Genomic DNA, 19,311 nt, shown 5'->3' with positions numbered 1-19,311 from the left:
TCCTTTCCTGTCGGTTTGCGTCGCGCGGTGACGGCCGTGCGTCCGGTTGGAAGCAAGTATAGAAACGGCCGCCAATACGGGAACGGGGGACGGGCCAATAAGCCCCATAGCAACACCTATATGGGTTGCAAAGCCTTATGTAGCGTGGCTTCAGGCGATTTGTCGCGGCGCATTTCGGGCCTTATGGATTACCCTAGCGCGGCTTCATTGACGCGGTTATGGCGATTCCGGCTGTCAGAATATCGACGCTGCCACGCGAACTCATCAGACACTGAACTCATCATGAATCGCACCGACGATCCATTCGATACTTATCTGTTGCGCGTGCTATGCACGCTGATCGCCGAACGCAGCGTGTCGCGCACGGCGATTCGTATGAACCAGTCGCAACCGGCGATCAGCTCGGCGCTGAAGCGGCTGCGCGCGATCTTCAACGATCCGTTGCTCACACGTGAAAAGAACGTGATGGTGCCCACCGAACGCGCGATTCAACTCGCGCAGAGCGCGCAGGCCGCATTGAGCGCGCTCGATAACCTGCTCGTATCGGACGATCATTTCGATCCGGCTACGACCGAGCAAAGCTTTACCGTGGGCATGCCCGACTATCTGGCGCCGCCTTTTTTCGCGCATGTGGTGCGCGAATTCAGGCGCGCGGCGCCGCATGCCCGCATCGTCGCGCTGCCGCTCTCGGCGTCGTTCAACTATGAGCAGGGGCTTTCGGAGGGCTCGCCGGATATCGTCATCGGCAACTGGCCCAATCCTCCGGAGCATTTGCATCTGTCCGTACTGTTGGAGGACGAGGTGGTGTGTGTCGTCGCGCGCGACAGCGTCTACGCGCAAGCGGGCAAGTTCGGTGCGGAAGATTATCTGGGCGCAGCGCATATCGTGCCGACGCCATATTCACGCGATCAGCGCGGCGTCGTCGATACCGGGCTCAGCACCATGCGCGTGCATCGCGACAATCGCGTGAGCTGCCCTTACTTCAATCTCGCGCCGAGCCTGATTCCGGGAACCGATCTTATCCTTACGACGGGCCGGCATTTCGCCAACTATCACGCGCAGCATTTGCCGCTCGCCGTGCTCGATCCGCCGATCGAATTTCCGTTCATGCGCTTTTATCAGCTATGGCATCCGTCGCGGCATCGTTCGGCCTCGCACGTGTGGCTGCGCGGCATGCTCATGGCGGCTGCACAAGAGTTGCGCGCGCTGCGCGACATGCACCGCACGTAGCGCTATCGCGTTCTGTTATGCGGTCAATAGGATCGGGTGTCTCGCCGCGCGCCCGCGCGCTTCCTATACTCGGCACGAATCGCCATCGACGCCATGCGAATCCGGCGTGCCTTATAGGAGAGCAGTTCATGTCACAGTCGAACAATCTGGAGCCGGTCAATGCACTCGATCGCGCGGCCTTCGTCGGCGCGTTTGCAAGTGTGTTCGAGCATTTTCCGCAAGCGGCGGAAGGCGCATGGAGCGCGCGTCCGTTCATATCCGAAGCGGCGCTGCATGACGCGATGATGGACGTCATCCGCCATCTCGACGCCGACGCCCAGCGCGCGTTCCTCAATCAACATCCGCTCTTGTCGGGTGCGAACATTCGTTCGGGAACGATGACGGCGGATTCGGATGCCGAACAGAAAAGCGCCGGACTCGACTCAATGGCGGCGGATCAGGAAGCCGCGCTGGACCGCCTCAATGCAAGTTATCTCGCGCGTCACGGGTTTCCGTTCATCATCTGCGTGCGGCATTACACGCGCGAAGGCATTTTCAGCGCGTTGGAACGCCGCATCGGTCGCAGCACGCAGCAAGAACTGGATGAGGCGCTGGCGCAGATTGCGGCGATCACGCGCGCGCGGTTGAAGGCGCGTCTTTCGGCGCTGAACTCGTGCGAGATTTCGCGGATCTGATCTCCATTCAAGCCCGCAAGATCATGGCTGCGACGGCGCCGCGTTCCACGTCTGCGCGGTCGTTCGCCACTTGCCGTCGGAACCCTTTGATAGCACCTTGAGCACGACGCCCTTATAGGGCGTTTTCTTGCCGTCCTTCTCCGCAACGGCAGTCCAGTTCGCGGTCTGATAGATCAGATTGCCGACGCGTTTCGCACTGACGACATCGATCGTGTGATCGCGAAAGCCTGCATCGAAAAAGCCTTTGTAGAGCTTTTCGATATCGCCGCGCCCCTGCACCGTCTGTCCATTCCCGGGCGACACGACCGCTTTTTCGTCGTACAAGGCGCCGAGCGCCCGGGCATCTCCCTTGTTGAAAGCCGCATTCCAGGCCGAATTCGCATCGTCGATAACTTTGTCGCCCTGCGCGAAAACCGGTGGCGACGCGACGAGCGCGAACAGCACGCATGCACCCAATTGCCTCGAGATCTTGTTCATCACGACTCTCCAAGTGGCGAATGTGCAGACCCGGGCGATGCGTGACGGTGTCTAATGCTTTCCTTTCAATCGCCTGTCTGCGCGTGGAGTATAGGAAGCGAGGTTCCTGTAATCAATTAACGCAGACATGGCGATAAGACGTCATTGCGCGGCGCACGTGCGCGGCACGCGATGGAAGTTGCGATCGAAATAGATCAGGCTATCGCCATCGTCGCGCACGCGGATCATGTCGGTCTGAACGAACATCACCGAATGCGAGCCCACTTCCTTTGCCTCGACGATGGTGCCTTCCAGACTCGCCAGCGCGTCGCGCAAGACGGGCACGCCGTTCGCGCCTTCATTCCAGCAGGGCAAGGAGAAGCGTTCTTCCATCGACAATTGCGTGAGCCCGGCGAAATGCCGCGCAATCTGTTCCTGATGTCCCGGCAACACGTTCACGCACACCTTGCGATTGCCGGCGAAGGCGGCATGCATCGCACTCGACCGGTTGATGCAGACGAGCAGCGTGGGCGGCGCATCGGTGACCGAGCACACCGCGCTCGCGGTAATGCCGCAGCGTCCGTGCGTGCCCGCCGTCGTGATGACGTTCACCGCGGCGCCAAGATGGGACATGGCCTGGCGAAACTGCTTGCGCACCTGTTCGATATCGGCATATTCGGGGCGGGGCATCGCGGACATATCAGCGTCTCCTGTTCGTTTCGTTTTCAAGTCTGTGTATATCAAGTTGTGATTCCAGCGTACGCGCTGAACCGCACAAAACATATCGGCACGATCAGCCGACTTGCCCGTCGTCGTTACCGAGCGCACTAAAGCTTTTACCTATCGCGGCTAATTCGGGTAAAGAAACGACTTTCCCGGCGGATTTCGTCTGGTTATGATGGCCGCTCCATAAGAACTGCTTTCGCAATGAATTCTCCCGCTCCCGTGGTTTATATCGTTGATGACGACAACGGCATGCGCACCTCGCTTGCATGGCTGCTCGATTCCGTCGGCGTGAAGTCGGAAGGGTTCGCGAATGCCGCGGAATTTCTGCGTGCCTTCGACGTCAGCCGGCCGGCGTGCCTCGTGCTCGATGTACGCATGCCCGAAACCAGCGGCTTCGATGTGCAGGCCGAGCTCAACCGCCGCGGCGCGACCTTGCCGATCATCTTCGTGAGCGGTCATGGCGATATACCGATGTCCGTGCGCGCGCTTCAGCATGGCGCGATCGACTTCGTCGAAAAACCCTACAACTCGCAGCAAATGCTCGATCGCGTGCAGCGGGCGATGAAACTCGCGATGCAGCGCCATGCCAAGCATCAGCGGCAGCGCGAGCTACGCGAGCGCGTCGAATCGCTGACCGCGCGCGAGAAGGAAGTGCTGCGCGGCGTGATCGAAGGCAAGGCGAGCAAGCGCATCGCCGCCGATCTTTCGATCAGCGTGAAGACCGTCGACGTGCATCGCGCGAGCATCAAGGACAAGCTCGGCGCGGCATCCATCGCCACGCTCGTGCGCGACGTGCTCGAAGTCTGGAGCCCGACCGACGACGAGCGCGCATGAGCCCGCGCTAACGCATGTAAAGGCCGCCGTTGACGTCCCAGCACGCGCCATTAGCGAAGTACGCATCGGGAGACGCGAGCAGCACGGCGACATCGGCGATGTAGTCGGCCGATCCCAGACGCCCGACGGGTATGCTCGCGATAACCTTGTCGAGCTTGTCGGCGGGCACGCTTTCGTGCACGACAGGCAGGTCGAGCGGACCCGGCGAGATTGCATTCACGGTTACGCCGCGGGCCGCGAGATCGCGCGCGAATACCTTGGTCAGCGTGATCGCGCCGCCTTTCGCGGCCGCGTAATGCGCGCCGGTCGCGGAGCCACCGTTCTGACCCGCGAGCGATGCGATATTGACGATGCGGCCTGCGCCACGATCGGCAAAATACTGTCCCAATACCTGACAGCCGAAGAGCACGCTGCGCAAATTGACGTCGATAACCTGATCGAAATGCTCGGCGGTGATTTCCATTACAGGCACGACCTTCGAAGCGCCTGCATTGTTGACGAGCACATCGATACGGCCCCAGCGTTCATGCACTGCGTCGCGCGCGTGTTCGAAATCCGCTTTCGATGTGACGTCGAGTTTTAGTGCCCATGCGCTGCTTTGATCTTCGCTCAGCGCTTGTGCGAGCGATCGTGTGGCTTCCATTTCGATATCGGCCAATGCAACCTTATAGCCCGCGGCATGAAAGCGGCGCGCGACGACCGCGCCAAGGCCGCGCGCAGCGCCGGTAATGAGCGCAATTCTGTTCGACATGTTCGGGTTCCTTTATTGAGCGAGCGCCGCTTCGATATGCGCGGCGACCGCGCAGACGTGTTCATCCGCACCTTTGCGTCCGACGATCTGCAAGCCTGCTTTAAGCGATGAACCTTCGACCTGAACAGGCAGGCTCAACGCAGGATGACCGCTGAGATTGAATGGCCTGATCAACGACGACATTGCAATCACCGAAGTGCCCGCACGCGCGGCTTCCAGCGTGATCGGAAACGAGGGCAGCGTGGGCAGCACGATAACGTCGACGTCATCGAGCGCGCGATCGACGGCAGCAGTGAAGATGCGCCTCACGTTCTCTGCGGCATCAAGATCGGCGGCCGTGGTGTTCGACGCCACGCGCAGACGTGCGACGAGATCGGCGCCGAGCTTTCCCGTATCGACGAGATGACCGAACGCCTGCCACGTCTCTGCGTTGATGACCGCAAGACCCGCAGTGAACGCATCGGCGATCGATTCGAGTTCGACTACTCGCGATACGAGCCCCGCGCGGCGCACGGCGTTATCGACTGCTTTACGAATGCTTGCGTCCGCATCGACCGGGACAATGCCCACACGCATCTTCGATGCATCTCGCCGCGCGATGCCCGCATCGAATGATGGATCGATAGCATTCATCGCATCGATCAAAGCGCGCATGTCACGCGTGAACGGCCCGACACAATCGAGCGTTGTCTTCAGCGGCGCCACGCCATGACGCGATATGCGGCCGAATGTCGGCTTCAAGCCGATCACGCCGCAACATGCAGCGGGGCCACGAACCGAGCCGCCGGTATCGGTGCCGAGCGCGGCATCGACGAGTCCGAGCCCGACAGCGGAAGCCGAACCGCTCGACGATCCGCCGGGAATGCGTGTCGCGTCTTGCGGATTCTCCGGCGTGCCGGTGAAGTCGTTGATCCCGGTCATGCCGAACGCGAGCTCGTGCATATTGGTCTTGCCCTTGATGCGCCAGCCTGCATCGAGCAGGCGCTGGACGACTTCTGCATGTTCGGTAGCGGCGGGCGCATCGGCGAGCGCGCGGCTTGCCGCTGTCGTCGGATAACCTTCAATGTCGATGCTGTCCTTGATCGCGATGGTCGGACCATCGGCATCGCCACGCGCGCGTAGATCGAATTCACTGATGAATGCGCTCATGCCTTTGTCTCCTTGTGCCGATTCATGTGCCACGGCGCGTCGAAAAGACGCTCGGTACGGAAATGCCGAATCAGCCACGCATGATTTTCGCCGCGCACGGATGGCGCGAAATCGATCTCGAGCCTTGCAGCGATCAGTTCCGCGCTTGCATCGGCATAGCGTGACGTCTGCAACATGATCCACCGTCCTTTGGCGATATCGCCATGAACCTCGATATGCTCCGACGTCAGGAAATGCACGTTGGTGGTGAAATGCGGTGCAGGCGGCAGATAACATTGCAGCATGTCGACGATCGTCGCCGGGCCTTGCAATCGCCCGAACTTCTGCGCATAGTGCGCGCCGATGCCTTCCCACACTGCGTCATCGGTGAAGAGCGCAGCGAGCGATTCGCCCGCGAGCGGAGCGCAAGGCACGTCGCACAATGCCATGTACCGCGCGATGGTCTTGCGCACTTCGTTGTGCGCTTCGAGCGTTGCGATGCGCGTCAGCAATGCATCGACCGCGGTTTGCGTCATCGCGTCATGCATGATTGACTGCGGGCGGTACGGTCAGCGCACGTCCGACGCGCGCTTCGATCTTTCCATAGCGCCACAAGTTATATTCGCCGACCGGCGTCGTGCGATAGAGATTGCACACGGCAACGGCGGTATCGAAATCGGCCACATCAGCCATGATGTAGAAGGTCCAGGGCGCACCATCGGACTGGCCGACGACGAGCCGGTCGTCGTCCATCACGCCCAGCACACGCACGTTATCCATTGCCTCGATGGCGGCCAGCATCTTGCCGTAGGCTTGCCATACTTCGCCGATCTGTTCGCGGGGCAAGTCGAAAAAGTTTTGCGTGACGCCGCAGCAGAACAGCACGCGCAACGGAAGGCTTCGATTGTCGGTCATGAATGGATGCTCCTTTTGTTATGCGGTGAAAGTGATCAGAGATAGCCGGGAATCGGCGTCACGCCTGCGAAGACAGCGCCTGCGCCGTCATAGTTGCCTTCGCCGAGGAATGCATGTTGCGTGACGACCATCGCGTCGCGCATCAGGCGTTGCAGCGGATGCGTGCGATAGATCGCCATCGTTCCGCCCAGGCGATAGGCACGGTTCACCACATCCGCGCCTTCTCGCGCGACCTGCGTTGCGGAAAGCCGCAACAGGCTGACCTGATCGGGCGTGACTTCATTGCCCGCCACGATCGATTGCCATACGCTGCCGGTCGATTCATAGAAGAACGCGCGAGCCGAGCGCAACTGCGCTTCCGCCTTTGCAAGTTCGATGCGGTAATAAGCGCGATCCGCGAGCTGCGGCGCGCCCGTGGTCGTCTTGCGACCCCCGGCCATCTGATTCGCGACATCGAGCGCGGCGCGCGCGAGACCGAGGTTCACGACGGCGAGCACTTGTGCGGCATATGCAATCGTCGGATAGCGATAGAGCGGTTCATCGACCGTCGATTCACCGCCGCGCACGAAGGTCCAGTCTTCGGCGACGAACTGATCCGTCACGCGCAAATCGTGACTGCCGGTGCCTTGCATGCCGACCACGTTCCAGTTCTCCACGATCTCCACTTGCTCCGGGCGGAAGACCGCGGTGCGCGGCTTGCCCGGCGCTTCGCCCGGCTTGCCCGTGCCAATCCCGACTCCGAGCCAGTCCGCGCCCTTGCAACCGCTCGCGAATTTCCACGTGCCATTCACGCGATAGCCGCCTGCGACGGCTTGCGCGTTCTGCACCGGGAAAAGCCCGCCCGCAAAGACCTGATCCGGCCCTTCCGCATAAATCGCGGCTTGCGTCGCGAGTGGCAACGCGGCGAGATAGAGATTTGCAGAGCCGAAACTCGCGACCCACGCGGCCGATCCATCAGCGACCGCAATGCGTTCGATCATTTCCAGGAATTCGCCCGGCGCGCGCGCATCGCCGCCGAAGCGCCTGGGCGTCGCTGCCCGATAGATGCCGGCACGCTTCAACTTTGCGATGACATCGCGCGGGATGTGCGAAAGGCGATCGAACTCTTCGCGACGATGCGCGATTTCCGCGATCACGTCATCGAGCGTGAGGGATTCGGTTTGACTGGATAGATCGTCGCAAATAGCGACAGCACTCGCGGAAGCTGACATGGGAACGTCTCCTTTTCGTTTGTACGCGTTGATGCCAGTCTAGAAACGCAATAAGTCGGACACAATTGGGAAGGCGAGCGCGTGATTCAGTGAAGTATCCCGGCCTTCTAAAGAAATCTTTAGGGGCGCGCGGCCCGCGCCGATGCTATGGTTATCGTTGCCATGATTCTTTCCCCGCCTCGATATGGACTTCCCCGCCGAAGACGATTTCCGCCGCCTGCTCGACGCATTGACGCAATGCGTGCTTCTGCATGACGCAGAGACGAAAGCCATCGTGTGGGCGAATCGCGCGGCATGCGTCGCGCTCGGCTTTTCGGTTGAGGAATTGCTGCCGCTCAAGGCGCACGACATGACGCGCGATGACATCAAATATCGCCGCGAAATCGCGGTGAATGCGATGGACCGCTCGATCACCGAAGGCCCGCAAAGCTATGAATGGTGTTATCGCTCGCGTGCGGGCGTGGACATGCTTTCCGAGGCAATCGCAACGTATGTACCGCTCTCCGGGCGCGCAGTGGTGATGGTGCAGTTCCGCGACATCAGCGAGGAAGACGCGATGCGCCAGAAGCTGCGGCGCTATGAAGCGCGCCTGCGCGAGTACATGCAGGATCTGGGCGAGGGCGTCGCGGTGCTCACACCGCGAGGCAAGGTGAGTTTCATCAGCGAATCGGGGCGACGCGTGCTCGGCGTCAAGAATGATGCGGCGCTCGGCGTCGCGCTGGACTATTGCACGAGAGAAGATCGAGACCGGCTCATCGCGCAGTTGCGCAGCGCGACGCGCCAGGATTCGACGCCTGCGCAACGCTATGCGATCACGCGTCGCGACGGTGCTCGGCGATGGCTGCGTATCACGTGCAGACGCATCGATATCGAAGACGGAACGCTGGTGCACTTTCGCGATATCAGCGATGAAGTCGCCACCGAGGAAGCACGCCGAAACGAGGCGCGCATGCTCGAATATGCCGGCCGTTACAACGCGATGGGCGAGATGGCAATGGCGATTGCGCATGAGCTGAGTCAGCCGCTGGCCGCGGTACGCAATTTCATCGAAGGCGCGATTCAGCGGCTCGCGCGGCCGGATGCGATCGAAAGCGCGATTTGGGGCCTGCGCGCAGCGGATCGACAGGCCGAGCATGCGGCGCATGTCATCAAGAGCGTGCGCGAGTTCATCGTGAAGCGAGAGCCGATCGAAGCGCACGCGGATCTGCGCGATGTGCTCGCGGACGTTGCCTACTTCATTCAGTTGCGCGCGAGAGACGAGAACGTGACGGTCAGGATCGAGCAATGTCCCGAGCCGTTGCCGATACGTTGCGAGCGTGTGCTCATCGGTCAGGTCATGCTCAATCTCGCGTTCAACGCAGTCGAAGCGTTGGCGGGTGCGCGGCCATCGACGGGTATCGTCACGCTTGCGACCGCGATGAACGGCGAGACCGCTGAACTGCATGTGATCGACAACGGGCCTGGCGTGGCCGACGATGCGCTCGACCGCCTCTTCGACGGCTTTTCTTCGTCGAAGGCGGCCGGCAATGGCATCGGCTTGTCGTTGTGCAAGAACATCGTATCGCGTCACGAAGGACGCATCTGGGCGCAGCGCGCGGCAGGCGGCGGCCTCGAATGCTGCTTCGCGTTGCCGCTGTCTCATCCCGCGTGACCACCGATGCGTCGCTCTGGATCAAAGCAGAAAGCCGATTGCGCTCAGTGCTTCGGTCGAGTCGATCAGACGGATTACCTTTTCGGCGAGTTTCGGTTCGCCGCCGCTCATGCTGATCTTGTGCGTGAGATCGGCGGCGAAGATCGTCGATATGCCGCGCTTGTATGCGACGATCACCTGCGACGACCTCACTTCGATAACATCGGCGCTATCGCTCGATAACGTGAAGCGCGACACCGTGCGAACCGTGCGCGCCGCATCCGATGCCGAAGCCGAATAGCCCGACATCATTCGCTGTACGCGCTTTTCGCGCATGTCCTGATCGTCGTATGCGTAGTTCAGCGTCGCGGCATAGTCCGTCGATTCCGGATCGATCGGCACCACATAGAAGCCGGACGGCTCCCACAAGTCGAGCCACGCACGATAGTCGCGGCGATCCAGCAGTTCAGCCTCGCGCCAGATGAATTCGATCGCCCGCGCGAAGGTCTGTTGAGAGAAGAGTGCGTTGCGATCGTCCATTATGCCTGCTCCATCATTGCGCGCCATTGCTTATAGGCTTCACGCATACCGGTTTCGTCGGTGGCATGCGCGGTCTTTTCACCGTTCGGTGCGGTGCTCTCGCGATTCAGGCCGCGATTCACGAGAATCGGCACATCGGGGCCCGCATGCGAGCCGCGCTGCACGCGTTCCCATGCTTCGGCGTCGTCGGGACTGCCGAAGCCGAACGGACCTTGAAAGTGCTCGTGAATGCGCAAGCGCACGCGATTCGCTTCTTCCGGTCCGCCGTCCATCGCGAGCGCAACATGGCGAATCTCCGTTTCTTCCGCGGAAATGGGCCGTAGCACGCGGAAGAACGCCATCGAGAGCGCGAGATTCGGAAAGAGATTCAGGTTGAAGCCGACGCCCATCAGCGAGCGTACGATGCGCCGTACTTCGTCGGGCGCGTGTTTTTCGGCGAGCTTCGCGGCCAGGTCGTTGAAACGCTCGGGCAAGGGCGCACCGTCGTCCTTGTCGAGATCGACGATCTCGGGCACCAGCACCGCGAGACTATGGCCGTTGCCGAGCGAACGGCAGAAGGCATCGTCGCTCGTCATGAAGCTCGTGATGGCCGCGGCGGTTTCATCGTCGATCGACTTCATCCACGACTTGTGGACGACGGGGAAGTGATACAGATCGGTCGTGTTCTCGAGCTGAATCTTCCAGTTGCCTTTGAACTTGAACTTGTGCTCGCCGTTGGCCTTGATCGGATAACCCGCGCCTTGCTTCATGAAGAGATCGATCCACGGCTTCGCGCCGCCGAGAAAATCTTCGAGCGGTTCGATTGCTTCGTTGAAGCTCGCGAAGATCAATCCCTGATAAATCCCGACGCGCAGTTTCTTGAGCGGCAGATCGCCTTTATCGCAGACACCTTCGTAGCCGTCGCCATAAGGCAATGCGCGCAAGGTGCCGTCGAGCGCATAAGACCAGCTGTGATAGGGGCACGTGAAGCCCTTCGCGTTGCCTTTGTGTTCTTCGCATACCGTGGCGCCGCGGTGACGGCAGCGGTTTTGCAGCACGTGCACCGCGCCGCTTTTGTCGCGCACGACGATCACCGGCTGGCGGCCGATGGTCGTCGTCACGAAATCGCCGGGCTTTGGCAATTCGCTTTCGTGCGCGACCCAGATCCACGTTTTATAAAAGATGCGCTCGAGTTCGGCTTCGAAGAGATCGGCATCGTAATAGAGCGACGGCGCGATGCGGTCGGCCTGCGCGCGCGCGTGAAGCGCGCTCGTGTCGATGATTTGGGTTGTCGATGTACTCATCGGTTCGATGTGGGGTGAGGTTGATCGGCTAACACGAGGATTGCGATGAGATCGGCACATCCTCTCGTTGACATCAGTCTCGCTTTGCGAAGATCATGCGTCAAATCGATTAAAAAACGGTTCCCCGATAAATGGCGCCGATATCTCGAGAGTGGCCCAATGACTTCCATCGACCATGTCGATCTCAATCTGCTGCGCGTGTTTCAGGCGATCGTCGAAGAGCGCAGCCTCACGAAAGCCGGCGAACGGCTCGCGCTTTCGCAACCCGCTGTGAGCTATTCGCTTGGGCGCTTGCGCACGCTTTTCGACGACAACCTCTTCATTCGCACCCGTGCGGGCATGCAGCCGACGCCCGTTGCGCTGGAGCTGGCCGAGATCGTCGGACGCGCGCTCGATACCGTGCGCGAAGCATTGCGTTTCGCCGAGCGTTTCGATGCATCGACGAGCAATCGCACGTTTCGTCTTTCTCTTTCCGATGCGGGAGAAATGGCATATCTGCCCGCGATCTGTCAGGCGCTGCATGAATTGGCGCCGCGCGTCAAACTGCTGGTGGAGCCTTCACCCGTCGAGGAAATTGAAGAGGCGTTGCGTTCGAGCCGCCTGGACTTTGCGATCGGCAATCTGCCGTCGTTATTGCCGCGCACGCGTCACGAGCTGCTGTTCGAGGAAGCGTATGTCTGCATGACGAGAGCGCGCAAAGACTTGCCTGCGAGCGAGACATTGAATCTCGATGATTTTTTATCGGCGTCGCACGTGCAGGTGCGTTCGCTCGAACATAGCCATCACGCGCTCGACGATGCGTTGCGCGCGCAAGGCGTTGGACGCAATATCGCGCTGGCGTTGCCGCATTTCGTCGCGGTACCGGGCGTGCTCGCGGTGACGGATCTGCTTGCGACGCTGCCCGAACGTCTCGCGCATATCCTCAATCGCGAGGACGCATTCCGTATTTATGCGCTACCGGTTCAGTTGCCCAAGGCCGCGGTGACGATGCACTGGCACGAGCACTTTCACGAAGACGAAGGCATCGCGTGGATGCGCGGCCTGATCACCGGCATCCTCGCGGGCTTCCAGAAGATGTAAGTTCAGAGATCGAGCACGAGCACCGGCGAACGGGAGCGGGACACACAACAGCAGATCACACTGTTGCTCGCACGCTCGGCCTTGGAAAGGCAATGATCGCGGTGCTCGGGCTCGCCGCTCACGACATCCACCATACAGGTGCCGCAGACGCCTTCGCCGCATGACGTATCCACTTCGATGCCGATCGAAGCAAGCGCATCGACGATCGACGTGGAAGCATCCACACGCACGGTCTTTCCGCTGCTTGCGAGTTGCACATCGAACGTATCGAGCGTTGTTTCCGGCTGAGCTTGCGGCTCGGCTTTGAAGCGTTCGAGATGGACAGCATCGGCAGGCAGACGCCTTTGCGCCGATTCCACCACGACATCCATGAACGGTGCGGGGCCGCACGTGTAGACGTGCGCATTCTCGTCCGCATCGCGGAGAAAGGCATCGAGTTCATCCGATAGCGCTTCACGGTCCACACCGACATGCAGCTTCACGTACTGATCGAACGGCGCGCGTGCAAGCAGGGGCAGGAAAGCCGCGTGCGTCTCACTGCGCGCGAAATAGTGCAGCATGAAGGGCGCGCCGATCGCGACGAGACGATACGCCATCGAAAGCAAGGGCGTAATGCCGATGCCCGCGCCAATCAGGATATGTTCGCTTGCGCCTTCTTCGAGCCGGAACAGATTGCGCGGCGCCCCGATGGATAGCTCACTGCCGATGCACACTTCCTCGTGGAGCGAACGCGAGCCGCCGCGCGATTGCGCTTCTTTCTTTACCGCGAAGATATGCGAATCACGCCGAGCCGGATCGCCGCACAGCGAGTATTGACGTGTAATGCCTGAAGGACTCGTGACGTCGATATGCGCGCCGGCCTCGTACGCGTCGAAAGGCAGGCCATCGAGGCGCGAGACGCTGAACGAGCGAATGCCGTGGGCTTCCTCGCGCATTGCGTCGACGCGAACTTTGAATGTTTGAGCTTGCATGATGCCTTTCCAATGATTTCAAGGGACGATGCGTCGAGCGTATCGTCCCTTGACGGATAAGCAAAATAGATTAAAAAGAGCTGATTACATCAATTCGATGGATATCTTCATGCCGTCGTCGTTGCGGCTGAGATCGCGTCTTCGTGCGTGGATGCAGGTTCCACCGTCGTGCGCGCTTCACGCGCCTCGCGATCAAGACTTGCTTGATACTGTCTGCATCCGGCAAAGAGCAGCCCGGCGGCGAGCACAATCGCCACGGCATTGATGAGCGCCATCGAATGGCCGACTGCGAGCGGCGAACCGAACACCTTGTCGGTGACGAGCGCGACGAGCGTCGTCCCGAGACCCAGTCCGATCAGGTTCGACACGAGAAGGAACATCGCCGATATCTGCGCGCGCATCTGGTTGGGCGCGAGCGCCTGCATCGCGGCGGCAGAGGTCGGAAGGGGAAATGACGCGAAGAACATCGCCGCGACGAGCCACGCGAGCGATGCGCCGAGGCTCGCCGTCTGGGTGAACGCGATGGCCGGCACGAGCATGCACGCCGCGCCGATCCACGCCGCGCGCATCGGCGCATCAGTGCGGCCACGACGCAGCAGCCAGTCGTTGAGCCAGCCCCCGCAGAACACGCCCGTCGTATTGGCGACGAGCATCACGATGCCGAGCATATAACCGGTTTCGACCGGCGTCAGACCGAAGCGGCGCATATAGAACGCGGGTGTCCAGCTCATCAGGCAATAGAGACCCATCGCATAGAACGAGAAGCCGATGTAATGGCAGAAGAACGTCTTGCGATGGCTCGCGATAAAACGTAGGGCATCGCCCATTGCGACGCGTTTGACGTTGCCCGTGTCGTCCTGTGCGAGACCTTTGCGCGCGGGATCGCGCACGGTCAGCATGAAGACGAACGCGACAAGCAGACCCGGCAATCCGACGATGAAGAACGTGAGCTGCCACGCGCGCAATTCGCCGACGATCGGCAACGTGAACACGCTCGCATGCTTGAGCAGCGCGATCACATAACCGCCGACGAGAAAAGCGATGCCGCCGCCGATGAACGAGCCAAGCGAATAGATGCCTATCGCGCGTCCCATCTTTTCCTTGGGGAAGTAATCGGCGAGCATCGAATAGGTGCCGGGCGATAGCGCCGCTTCGCCCACGCCGACACTCATGCGCGAGGCAAACATCTGCACGAAGCTCTGGCTCAGGCCGCACGCCGCTGTCGCGATGCTCCACAGCGCGATTCCCGTCGCGATGATTCTCGGGCGCGCGAAACGGTCGGCGAGATACGCGATCGGCATGCCCATCACCGCGTAGAACAGCGAGAATGCGAAGCCGTGCAGCAGGCTGAATTGTGTATCGGTGAGATGGAGGTCGCGTTTGATCGGCTCGATCATGAGCGCGAGCACCTGGCGGTCGATGAACGAAAAGACGTACGCCAGCATGCAGATCACGACCACATACCACTCGTAGGTATAGCGCTTGCCTTTTGGATTTATGGTGCTGGGGAATTGCATCGCCTGTCTCCGATGATTGCTGGTTTTCCGACGTGCGCAGTGTCGATTCGACGGATATCTGCGTCAAATCGGCCGAAAAGGGATGCGATCATCAGCGCGGCAAATATTCGTGAACTTAAAGTAATGTCTCAACTGCCGCGCCTACACATGCCCGCGCGGGTTTTTCAATTGTGCATTTCTAGAATTGCGCAACGGGCGAAGACCGCGAAAAATTGAAAAGCTTGACGCCAGAAAATCGAAAACATATAAGCAGTCGCAGCAATGGCGACGCAAGTAGCAGGAGGAGGGATGTACGCCAATTTCGAAACCTTTGAAGACGCCGACCGTCACGCGCACGCGCTGACGGGTTGGGAACAGCGCTATGACCAGGTGGGAGAAGGCGCTTTTCGCAGCACGGTGAAGCAGGTTTCGATCGCGGGCGTGCAGGTATTCCAGGAATCCGCGAACGTTCGTATCGTTCAGCGCGGGCAGTTGCCCGCGGGCTTCGTCACGTTCGGACTCGTGCTCGGCGGCGGTGCGCCGTTTTCCTTCCAAGGCGTGAGGGTCGACGAGAACGCGCTGGTGGTCGCGCCCGGATCGAAGGAATTCCTGTTGCATTCGCCGCCCGATATGTCAATGCTCGGTGTCGCCGTCGATTCGAAGCTGCTTGCGTCGGCGGCGGACGCGGCAGGTGTCGATGTCGAGGACGAAATTCTCCACCGGCACGTTTTGAGCATCCCGAGTGCGGCGGGCGCACGTGCGGGTAAGCGCATCATCGCCGCGGTCGAATCGGTGCTCGCCGATCCCGATCCTTTCATTTCCGGCGATGGCGCGCACCGGTTCGCGCAGACGGTGACGGAAAGCATTCTGGATCTGCTGACGTTTCATGTACCGGTGCGCGAAGACCGGCTGACTTATGCGTGCCGCGCCGACGTGGTTAAACGCGCGCATGATCTCGTGCTCTCGCGTCCCGAGCAGCCGATATCCGTGCTGGATCTCTGCGAGAAACTGCGCGTGAGCCGCCGGACCGTTCAAAACAGCTTTCAATCCGTCACGCAGATGAATCCGGTCAGTTATCTGCGCGCCGTGCGACTTGCACAGGTGAGGCGTCTTCTGACGACGACATCGCAAACCGAAGTGCCGGTGCGCGAAGCCGCGATGCGCTGGGGATTTTCCAATCTCGGCCATTTCGCGAGCGATTACAAAAGCCTGTTCGGCGAGCTTCCCTCTCAGACACAGCGTCCGCGATAAGACCACGCGCTTTCCCTTTCTGACGTTTGCAGGCCGCTCCCGCGCGGCATGGATCACTGCTGCCCGTCGATCGCTCGCATAAAGCGTCTCTCTGTCGGCTTGCTTTCGAATGCTCCATTTCGGCACGCACGCGCTGCCGGTTCCGAAGTGCTCTTTTTTATTGTCATCTTTAGAGTCAATTCGACGATAAACAAGGAGGAGCACAAATGAAGCTGAGACGGCTGGCCGCCGCGATGGGGGCCTTACTGTACGGACTGCTTGCGTGTCAATCGCACGCGGGCGCGGCCGAGAAGCCGGAAGAACTGACGGTGGCGAAAGTGCCGCCGTATAGCCCGCATCGCGTGTTCGTGACGGACGTGTCGTTCGCGAGCATGACCGATGCGCGCGTTCATGTCTTCGATGGCGACACGAAACGCTTTATCGGCGAAATCGATGGCGGCTTTGCACCGGGCTTCACGATCTCGCCCGATCACAAGACGAGTTATGTCGCGACGACCTACTTTGCGCGTGGCAGTCACGGGGCACGCACTGACGTCGTGGAGATCATCGACAACACGACACTCGACGTGACCGGCGAAATCGTGATTCCGGCCAAGCACGGGCAGACGGTGCCGACGCCATATGGCACGATCCTGTCGGAAGACGGCAGCCGGCTCTATGTGTCGAACATCACGCCGTCGACATCGGTCACGGTGATCGATACCGCCGCTAAGAAGGTTGTCGGCGAGATCGATACGGATGGCTGCGTGCTCGCATATCCGAGCGGCAATGACCGCTTCTCCGCGCTGTGCGAAAGCGGCAAGGCGCTCACCGTCAAGCTCGACGCAACGGGCAAGGAAGCGAGCCGCAAGCTCTCCGATGCGTTCATCGATGTCGATCATGATCCGGCGTTCATCAACGCAGTGCGCGACGGCAACACGTACCTCTTCACGACGTTCAAGGGCAACGCGCGCACAGCGGACTTCTCGGGCGATGCGCCGGTGTTCGGCACGTCCTGGTCCTTGCTGAGCGATCAGGAACGCAAGGCCGGATGGCGTCCGGGCGGATTGCAGCAGACCGCGCTGCATGTGGCGAGCCATCGCCTCTACGTGGCGATGCACAAGGGCGTCGACGGTTCGCATAAGGAGCCGGGCACGGAGATCTGGGTCTACGATACGACGAGCAAAAAGCGCGTGGCGCGCTGGGATCTCGCGAAGCAGAAGATCGATCCGTTGCTTGCGATTCAGGTCAGCACCGACGACAAGCCGCTTCTCTACGGCCTCACGCCGACTTCCGATCTCGTCTTGATGGACGCGACGACCGGCAAGCGGCAGCACGTCGAAAAGCAGCTCGGCACGACGTCGACGTTGCTGCTCAATCCCTGAGGTGACGCGATGATCGATCCTGTCATTCTCATGGTGTGCATCGCGTCGGCGGCGATCATCGCGCTCGCGAGCGCAGCGCCCAAATGGCGCGAACCGTCGCGCTTTCGCGCGTCGCTCGAAGCGTTCGCATTGCTTCCGTCGTTCGCGTTGACGCCCTTGTCGTTCGCATTTCCCGCAGTGGAGGCAGCCGGCGCGATTGGCTTGTTGTTTGCCGATACGCGCATGCCGTGCGCCATCGCATTGATCGCATTGTTCATGCTGTTCGGCATTGCGCTCGCGATCAACGTGTTGCGCGGCCATACCGATATCGATTGCGGCTGCTCGGGGTTCATCGCCTCGGCACGCACGCCGAAGTCGATCGGCTGGTGGCATGTGGCGCGCGCCTTCATGCTTGCCTCGCTCGTCGCACTGACGCTCCTGCCCGAAACAACGCGTGCGCTCGTGTCGTTCGACTACCTGAGCGCAGGCGCCTGCACGCTCTTCGCCGTCGCCGCGTGGTTCACGCTCGACGTGCTGCTCGTCAATCTTCCCAAGCTCGATTCTCTGAGGAATTCATGATGCAAACCGCCCTGATGATTTCGGCCGCACTGTCGTGGGCCGCTTTGCTCGCGCTCGGCGCGATCTGTCTCGCACTCGTCCGCCAAGTCGGCATTCTCTATGAGCGCATGATGCCTGCGGGCGCGCTCATGATCGACAAGGGCCCGGCTGTCGGCGCGATTGCACCGGTCTTCGAACTCGGCGATATCGCCGGCCGCGCCGTGAAGATCGGCGGCTTGTCGCAAGCGAAGCGCAATACGCTCGTGTTCTTCCTCTCGCCGACGTGCCCCGTGTGCAAGAAGCTGTTGCCGCTGCTGCCGTCGATCCAGGCGCGCGAAGGCGCGACCGACATCGTGCTCGCAAGCGATGGCGATATCGAAGAGCATGGCGCGTTCTATCGCAAGACCGGACTTTCGCAATATCCGTATGTGCTGTCGCAAGAGCTCGGCCTCTCTTATCAGATCGGCAAGCTGCCCTATGCGGTTCTGCTCGACGACGAGGGCAAGGTGCGTGCGAAGGGTCTCGTGAATACGCGTGAACATCTGGAAAGCCTGTTCGAAGCGAAGGAACGCGGTGTGGCTTCGCTGCAGGAATTCGTGCACGGCAAGCATGACGATCACGCGCATCACGACCACGACCATGAAGGGCAAGTCGGGCAGCACGCCTGAAGACGCCAATAAATCATTCAATCCTACAGGTGAGCGTCCATGAAATGGCTGGATTCATTCTTCGAACATAAGGCGCGCGGCGTCGCGCAGCGCAGCTCGCGGCGTAGCGCGATGGCGAAGCTCGGGAAAGTATTGGTCGGATCGGCGATGGTGCCGCTGTTGCCGGTGGATCGCACCGCCTATGCGACGGAGCCGAAGAAGCCGGGTTCATCGACAAGCGACGATCCGACCAGTTGCGATTACTGGAAGTATTGTGCGATCGACGGCTGGCTTTGCAGCTGCTGTGGCGGCACGTCGAGCAGTTGTCCGCCGGGCACGACGCCTTCGCCGATCACGTGGATCGGCACATGCCGCAATCCGCATGACGGGTCCGATTACATCGTGTCGTACAACGACTGCTGCGGCAAGACGAGTTGCGGACGCTGCTTCTGCAATCGCAACGAACGCGAGAAGCCGCTCTACAAGCTATCGCTCAATAACGACATCAACTGGTGCATGGCGAACGGCAATTCGAATTACCACTGCTCGGTATCGGTCCTGTTGGGAGCGGCAACGCAATGAAGACG

General features: G+C 60.6%; 21 protein-coding genes. 10 read left to right on the top strand and 11 right to left on the bottom strand.

Annotation, left to right across the window (positions count from 1 at the left end):
- Nucleotides 1-282: 282 nt before the first annotated feature.
- Both AWB74_RS33490 and uraD read left to right on the top strand, forming a co-directional pair.
- On the top strand, nucleotides 283-1,230 hold the full coding sequence (locus AWB74_RS33490; RefSeq protein WP_061150906.1) for a LysR family transcriptional regulator: 948 nt from the start codon (nucleotides 283-285) through the stop codon (nucleotides 1,228-1,230).
- Between the two features lie 128 nt (nucleotides 1,231-1,358).
- Nucleotides 1,359-1,904, top strand: a complete 546-nt coding sequence (gene uraD / locus AWB74_RS33485) for a 2-oxo-4-hydroxy-4-carboxy-5-ureidoimidazoline decarboxylase (RefSeq protein ID WP_061150905.1) — start codon at nucleotides 1,359-1,361, stop codon at nucleotides 1,902-1,904.
- A 21-nt stretch (nucleotides 1,905-1,925) separates the two neighbouring features.
- Here uraD and AWB74_RS33480 read toward each other — a convergent pair whose 3' ends face one another.
- Nucleotides 1,926-2,381, bottom strand: a complete 456-nt coding sequence (locus AWB74_RS33480; protein ID WP_061150904.1) for a YybH family protein — start codon at nucleotides 2,379-2,381, stop codon at nucleotides 1,926-1,928.
- A 141-nt stretch (nucleotides 2,382-2,522) separates the two neighbouring features.
- On the bottom strand, nucleotides 2,523-3,059 hold the full coding sequence (gene hpaC, locus AWB74_RS33475; RefSeq protein ID WP_061150903.1) for a 4-hydroxyphenylacetate 3-monooxygenase, reductase component: 537 nt from the start codon (nucleotides 3,057-3,059) through the stop codon (nucleotides 2,523-2,525).
- Between the two features lie 228 nt (nucleotides 3,060-3,287).
- Between hpaC and AWB74_RS33470 the strand changes: the two genes are divergently transcribed.
- Nucleotides 3,288-3,920: a response regulator transcription factor gene (locus AWB74_RS33470; protein ID WP_061150902.1), complete on the top strand. Its 633-nt coding sequence runs from the start codon at nucleotides 3,288-3,290 to the stop codon at nucleotides 3,918-3,920.
- 7 nt (nucleotides 3,921-3,927) lie between these two features.
- Here AWB74_RS33470 and AWB74_RS33465 read toward each other — a convergent pair whose 3' ends face one another.
- The 5 genes from AWB74_RS33465 to AWB74_RS33445 are packed head-to-tail and all read right to left on the bottom strand — an operon-like array spanning nucleotide 3,928 to nucleotide 7,925.
- Complete coding sequence (locus AWB74_RS33465) at nucleotides 3,928-4,671, bottom strand: SDR family NAD(P)-dependent oxidoreductase (RefSeq protein ID WP_061150901.1); 744 nt, start codon at nucleotides 4,669-4,671, stop codon at nucleotides 3,928-3,930.
- Nucleotides 4,672-4,683: 12 nt separating this feature from the next.
- The gene (locus AWB74_RS33460) at nucleotides 4,684-5,820 is read right to left on the bottom strand and encodes an amidase (protein ID WP_061150900.1); all 1,137 of its coding nucleotides are present in this window, start codon (nucleotides 5,818-5,820) and stop codon (nucleotides 4,684-4,686) included.
- Nucleotides 5,817-6,347, bottom strand: coding sequence for a nuclear transport factor 2 family protein (locus tag AWB74_RS33455; RefSeq protein ID WP_407642500.1), 531 nt, complete (start codon nucleotides 6,345-6,347; stop codon nucleotides 5,817-5,819). The genes AWB74_RS33460 and AWB74_RS33455 overlap by 4 nt, the downstream gene beginning before the upstream one ends.
- Nucleotides 6,340-6,714, bottom strand: coding sequence for a hypothetical protein (locus tag AWB74_RS33450; RefSeq protein ID WP_061150899.1), 375 nt, complete (start codon nucleotides 6,712-6,714; stop codon nucleotides 6,340-6,342). The genes AWB74_RS33455 and AWB74_RS33450 overlap by 8 nt, the downstream gene beginning before the upstream one ends.
- A 35-nt stretch (nucleotides 6,715-6,749) precedes the next feature.
- Complete coding sequence (locus AWB74_RS33445; protein ID WP_061150898.1) at nucleotides 6,750-7,925, bottom strand: acyl-CoA dehydrogenase family protein; 1,176 nt, start codon at nucleotides 7,923-7,925, stop codon at nucleotides 6,750-6,752.
- A 184-nt stretch (nucleotides 7,926-8,109) separates the two neighbouring features.
- On the opposite strand from AWB74_RS33445, the gene AWB74_RS33440 reads away from it, so the two are divergent.
- Nucleotides 8,110-9,576 (top strand): ATP-binding protein, encoded by a 1,467-nt coding sequence (locus AWB74_RS33440; protein WP_061150897.1) that lies wholly within the window; start codon nucleotides 8,110-8,112, stop codon nucleotides 9,574-9,576.
- Nucleotides 9,577-9,597: 21 nt separating this feature from the next.
- On the opposite strand, the gene AWB74_RS33435 is transcribed toward AWB74_RS33440, so the two are convergent.
- Together AWB74_RS33435 and AWB74_RS33430 are read right to left on the bottom strand one after the other, a co-directional pair.
- Complete coding sequence (locus AWB74_RS33435) at nucleotides 9,598-10,098, bottom strand: aromatic-ring-hydroxylating dioxygenase subunit beta (protein ID WP_061150934.1); 501 nt, start codon at nucleotides 10,096-10,098, stop codon at nucleotides 9,598-9,600.
- Complete coding sequence (locus AWB74_RS33430; protein WP_061150896.1) at nucleotides 10,095-11,378, bottom strand: aromatic ring-hydroxylating oxygenase subunit alpha; 1,284 nt, start codon at nucleotides 11,376-11,378, stop codon at nucleotides 10,095-10,097. The genes AWB74_RS33435 and AWB74_RS33430 overlap by 4 nt, the downstream gene beginning before the upstream one ends.
- Before the next feature lie 159 nt (nucleotides 11,379-11,537).
- Here AWB74_RS33430 and AWB74_RS33425 point away from each other — a divergent pair, with 159 nt between their 5' ends.
- Nucleotides 11,538-12,458, top strand: a complete 921-nt coding sequence (locus AWB74_RS33425) for a LysR family transcriptional regulator (protein WP_061150895.1) — start codon at nucleotides 11,538-11,540, stop codon at nucleotides 12,456-12,458.
- A 2-nt stretch (nucleotides 12,459-12,460) separates the two neighbouring features.
- On the opposite strand, the gene AWB74_RS33420 is transcribed toward AWB74_RS33425, so the two are convergent.
- On the bottom strand, nucleotides 12,461-13,429 hold the full coding sequence (locus AWB74_RS33420; RefSeq protein ID WP_061150894.1) for a PDR/VanB family oxidoreductase: 969 nt from the start codon (nucleotides 13,427-13,429) through the stop codon (nucleotides 12,461-12,463).
- A gap of 107 nt (nucleotides 13,430-13,536) precedes the next feature.
- Entirely contained in the window at nucleotides 13,537-14,946 is a 1,410-nt protein-coding gene (locus AWB74_RS33415; protein ID WP_061150893.1) for a spinster family MFS transporter, read from the bottom strand.
- 288 nt (nucleotides 14,947-15,234) lie between these two features.
- On the opposite strand from AWB74_RS33415, the gene AWB74_RS33410 reads away from it, so the two are divergent.
- The 5 genes from AWB74_RS33410 (at nucleotide 15,235) to AWB74_RS33390 (ending at nucleotide 19,306) form a co-directional block, all read left to right on the top strand.
- Complete coding sequence (locus tag AWB74_RS33410) at nucleotides 15,235-16,176, top strand: helix-turn-helix domain-containing protein (protein ID WP_061150892.1); 942 nt, start codon at nucleotides 15,235-15,237, stop codon at nucleotides 16,174-16,176.
- A 206-nt stretch (nucleotides 16,177-16,382) separates the two neighbouring features.
- On the top strand, nucleotides 16,383-17,540 hold the full coding sequence (locus AWB74_RS33405) for an amine dehydrogenase large subunit (RefSeq protein ID WP_061150891.1): 1,158 nt from the start codon (nucleotides 16,383-16,385) through the stop codon (nucleotides 17,538-17,540).
- A 9-nt stretch (nucleotides 17,541-17,549) separates the two neighbouring features.
- Nucleotides 17,550-18,098, top strand: coding sequence for a MauE/DoxX family redox-associated membrane protein (locus AWB74_RS33400; RefSeq protein ID WP_061150890.1), 549 nt, complete (start codon nucleotides 17,550-17,552; stop codon nucleotides 18,096-18,098).
- Nucleotides 18,095-18,745, top strand: a complete 651-nt coding sequence (mauD, locus tag AWB74_RS33395) for a methylamine dehydrogenase accessory protein MauD (RefSeq protein WP_061150889.1) — start codon at nucleotides 18,095-18,097, stop codon at nucleotides 18,743-18,745. Before AWB74_RS33400 ends, mauD begins: the two co-directional genes overlap by 4 nt.
- Before the next feature lie 39 nt (nucleotides 18,746-18,784).
- A complete protein-coding gene (locus AWB74_RS33390; protein WP_061150888.1) occupies nucleotides 18,785-19,306 on the top strand; it encodes a methylamine dehydrogenase light chain in 522 nt (173 codons plus the stop codon).
- Nucleotides 19,307-19,311 lie beyond the last annotated feature (5 nt).

Source organism: Caballeronia arvi, assembly GCF_001544695.2.
Lineage (GTDB): Bacteria > Pseudomonadota > Gammaproteobacteria > Burkholderiales > Burkholderiaceae > Caballeronia > Caballeronia arvi.
Note: the sequence above shows the minus strand (reverse complement) of the source record. Positions and strands in the feature narration are given on the sequence as shown.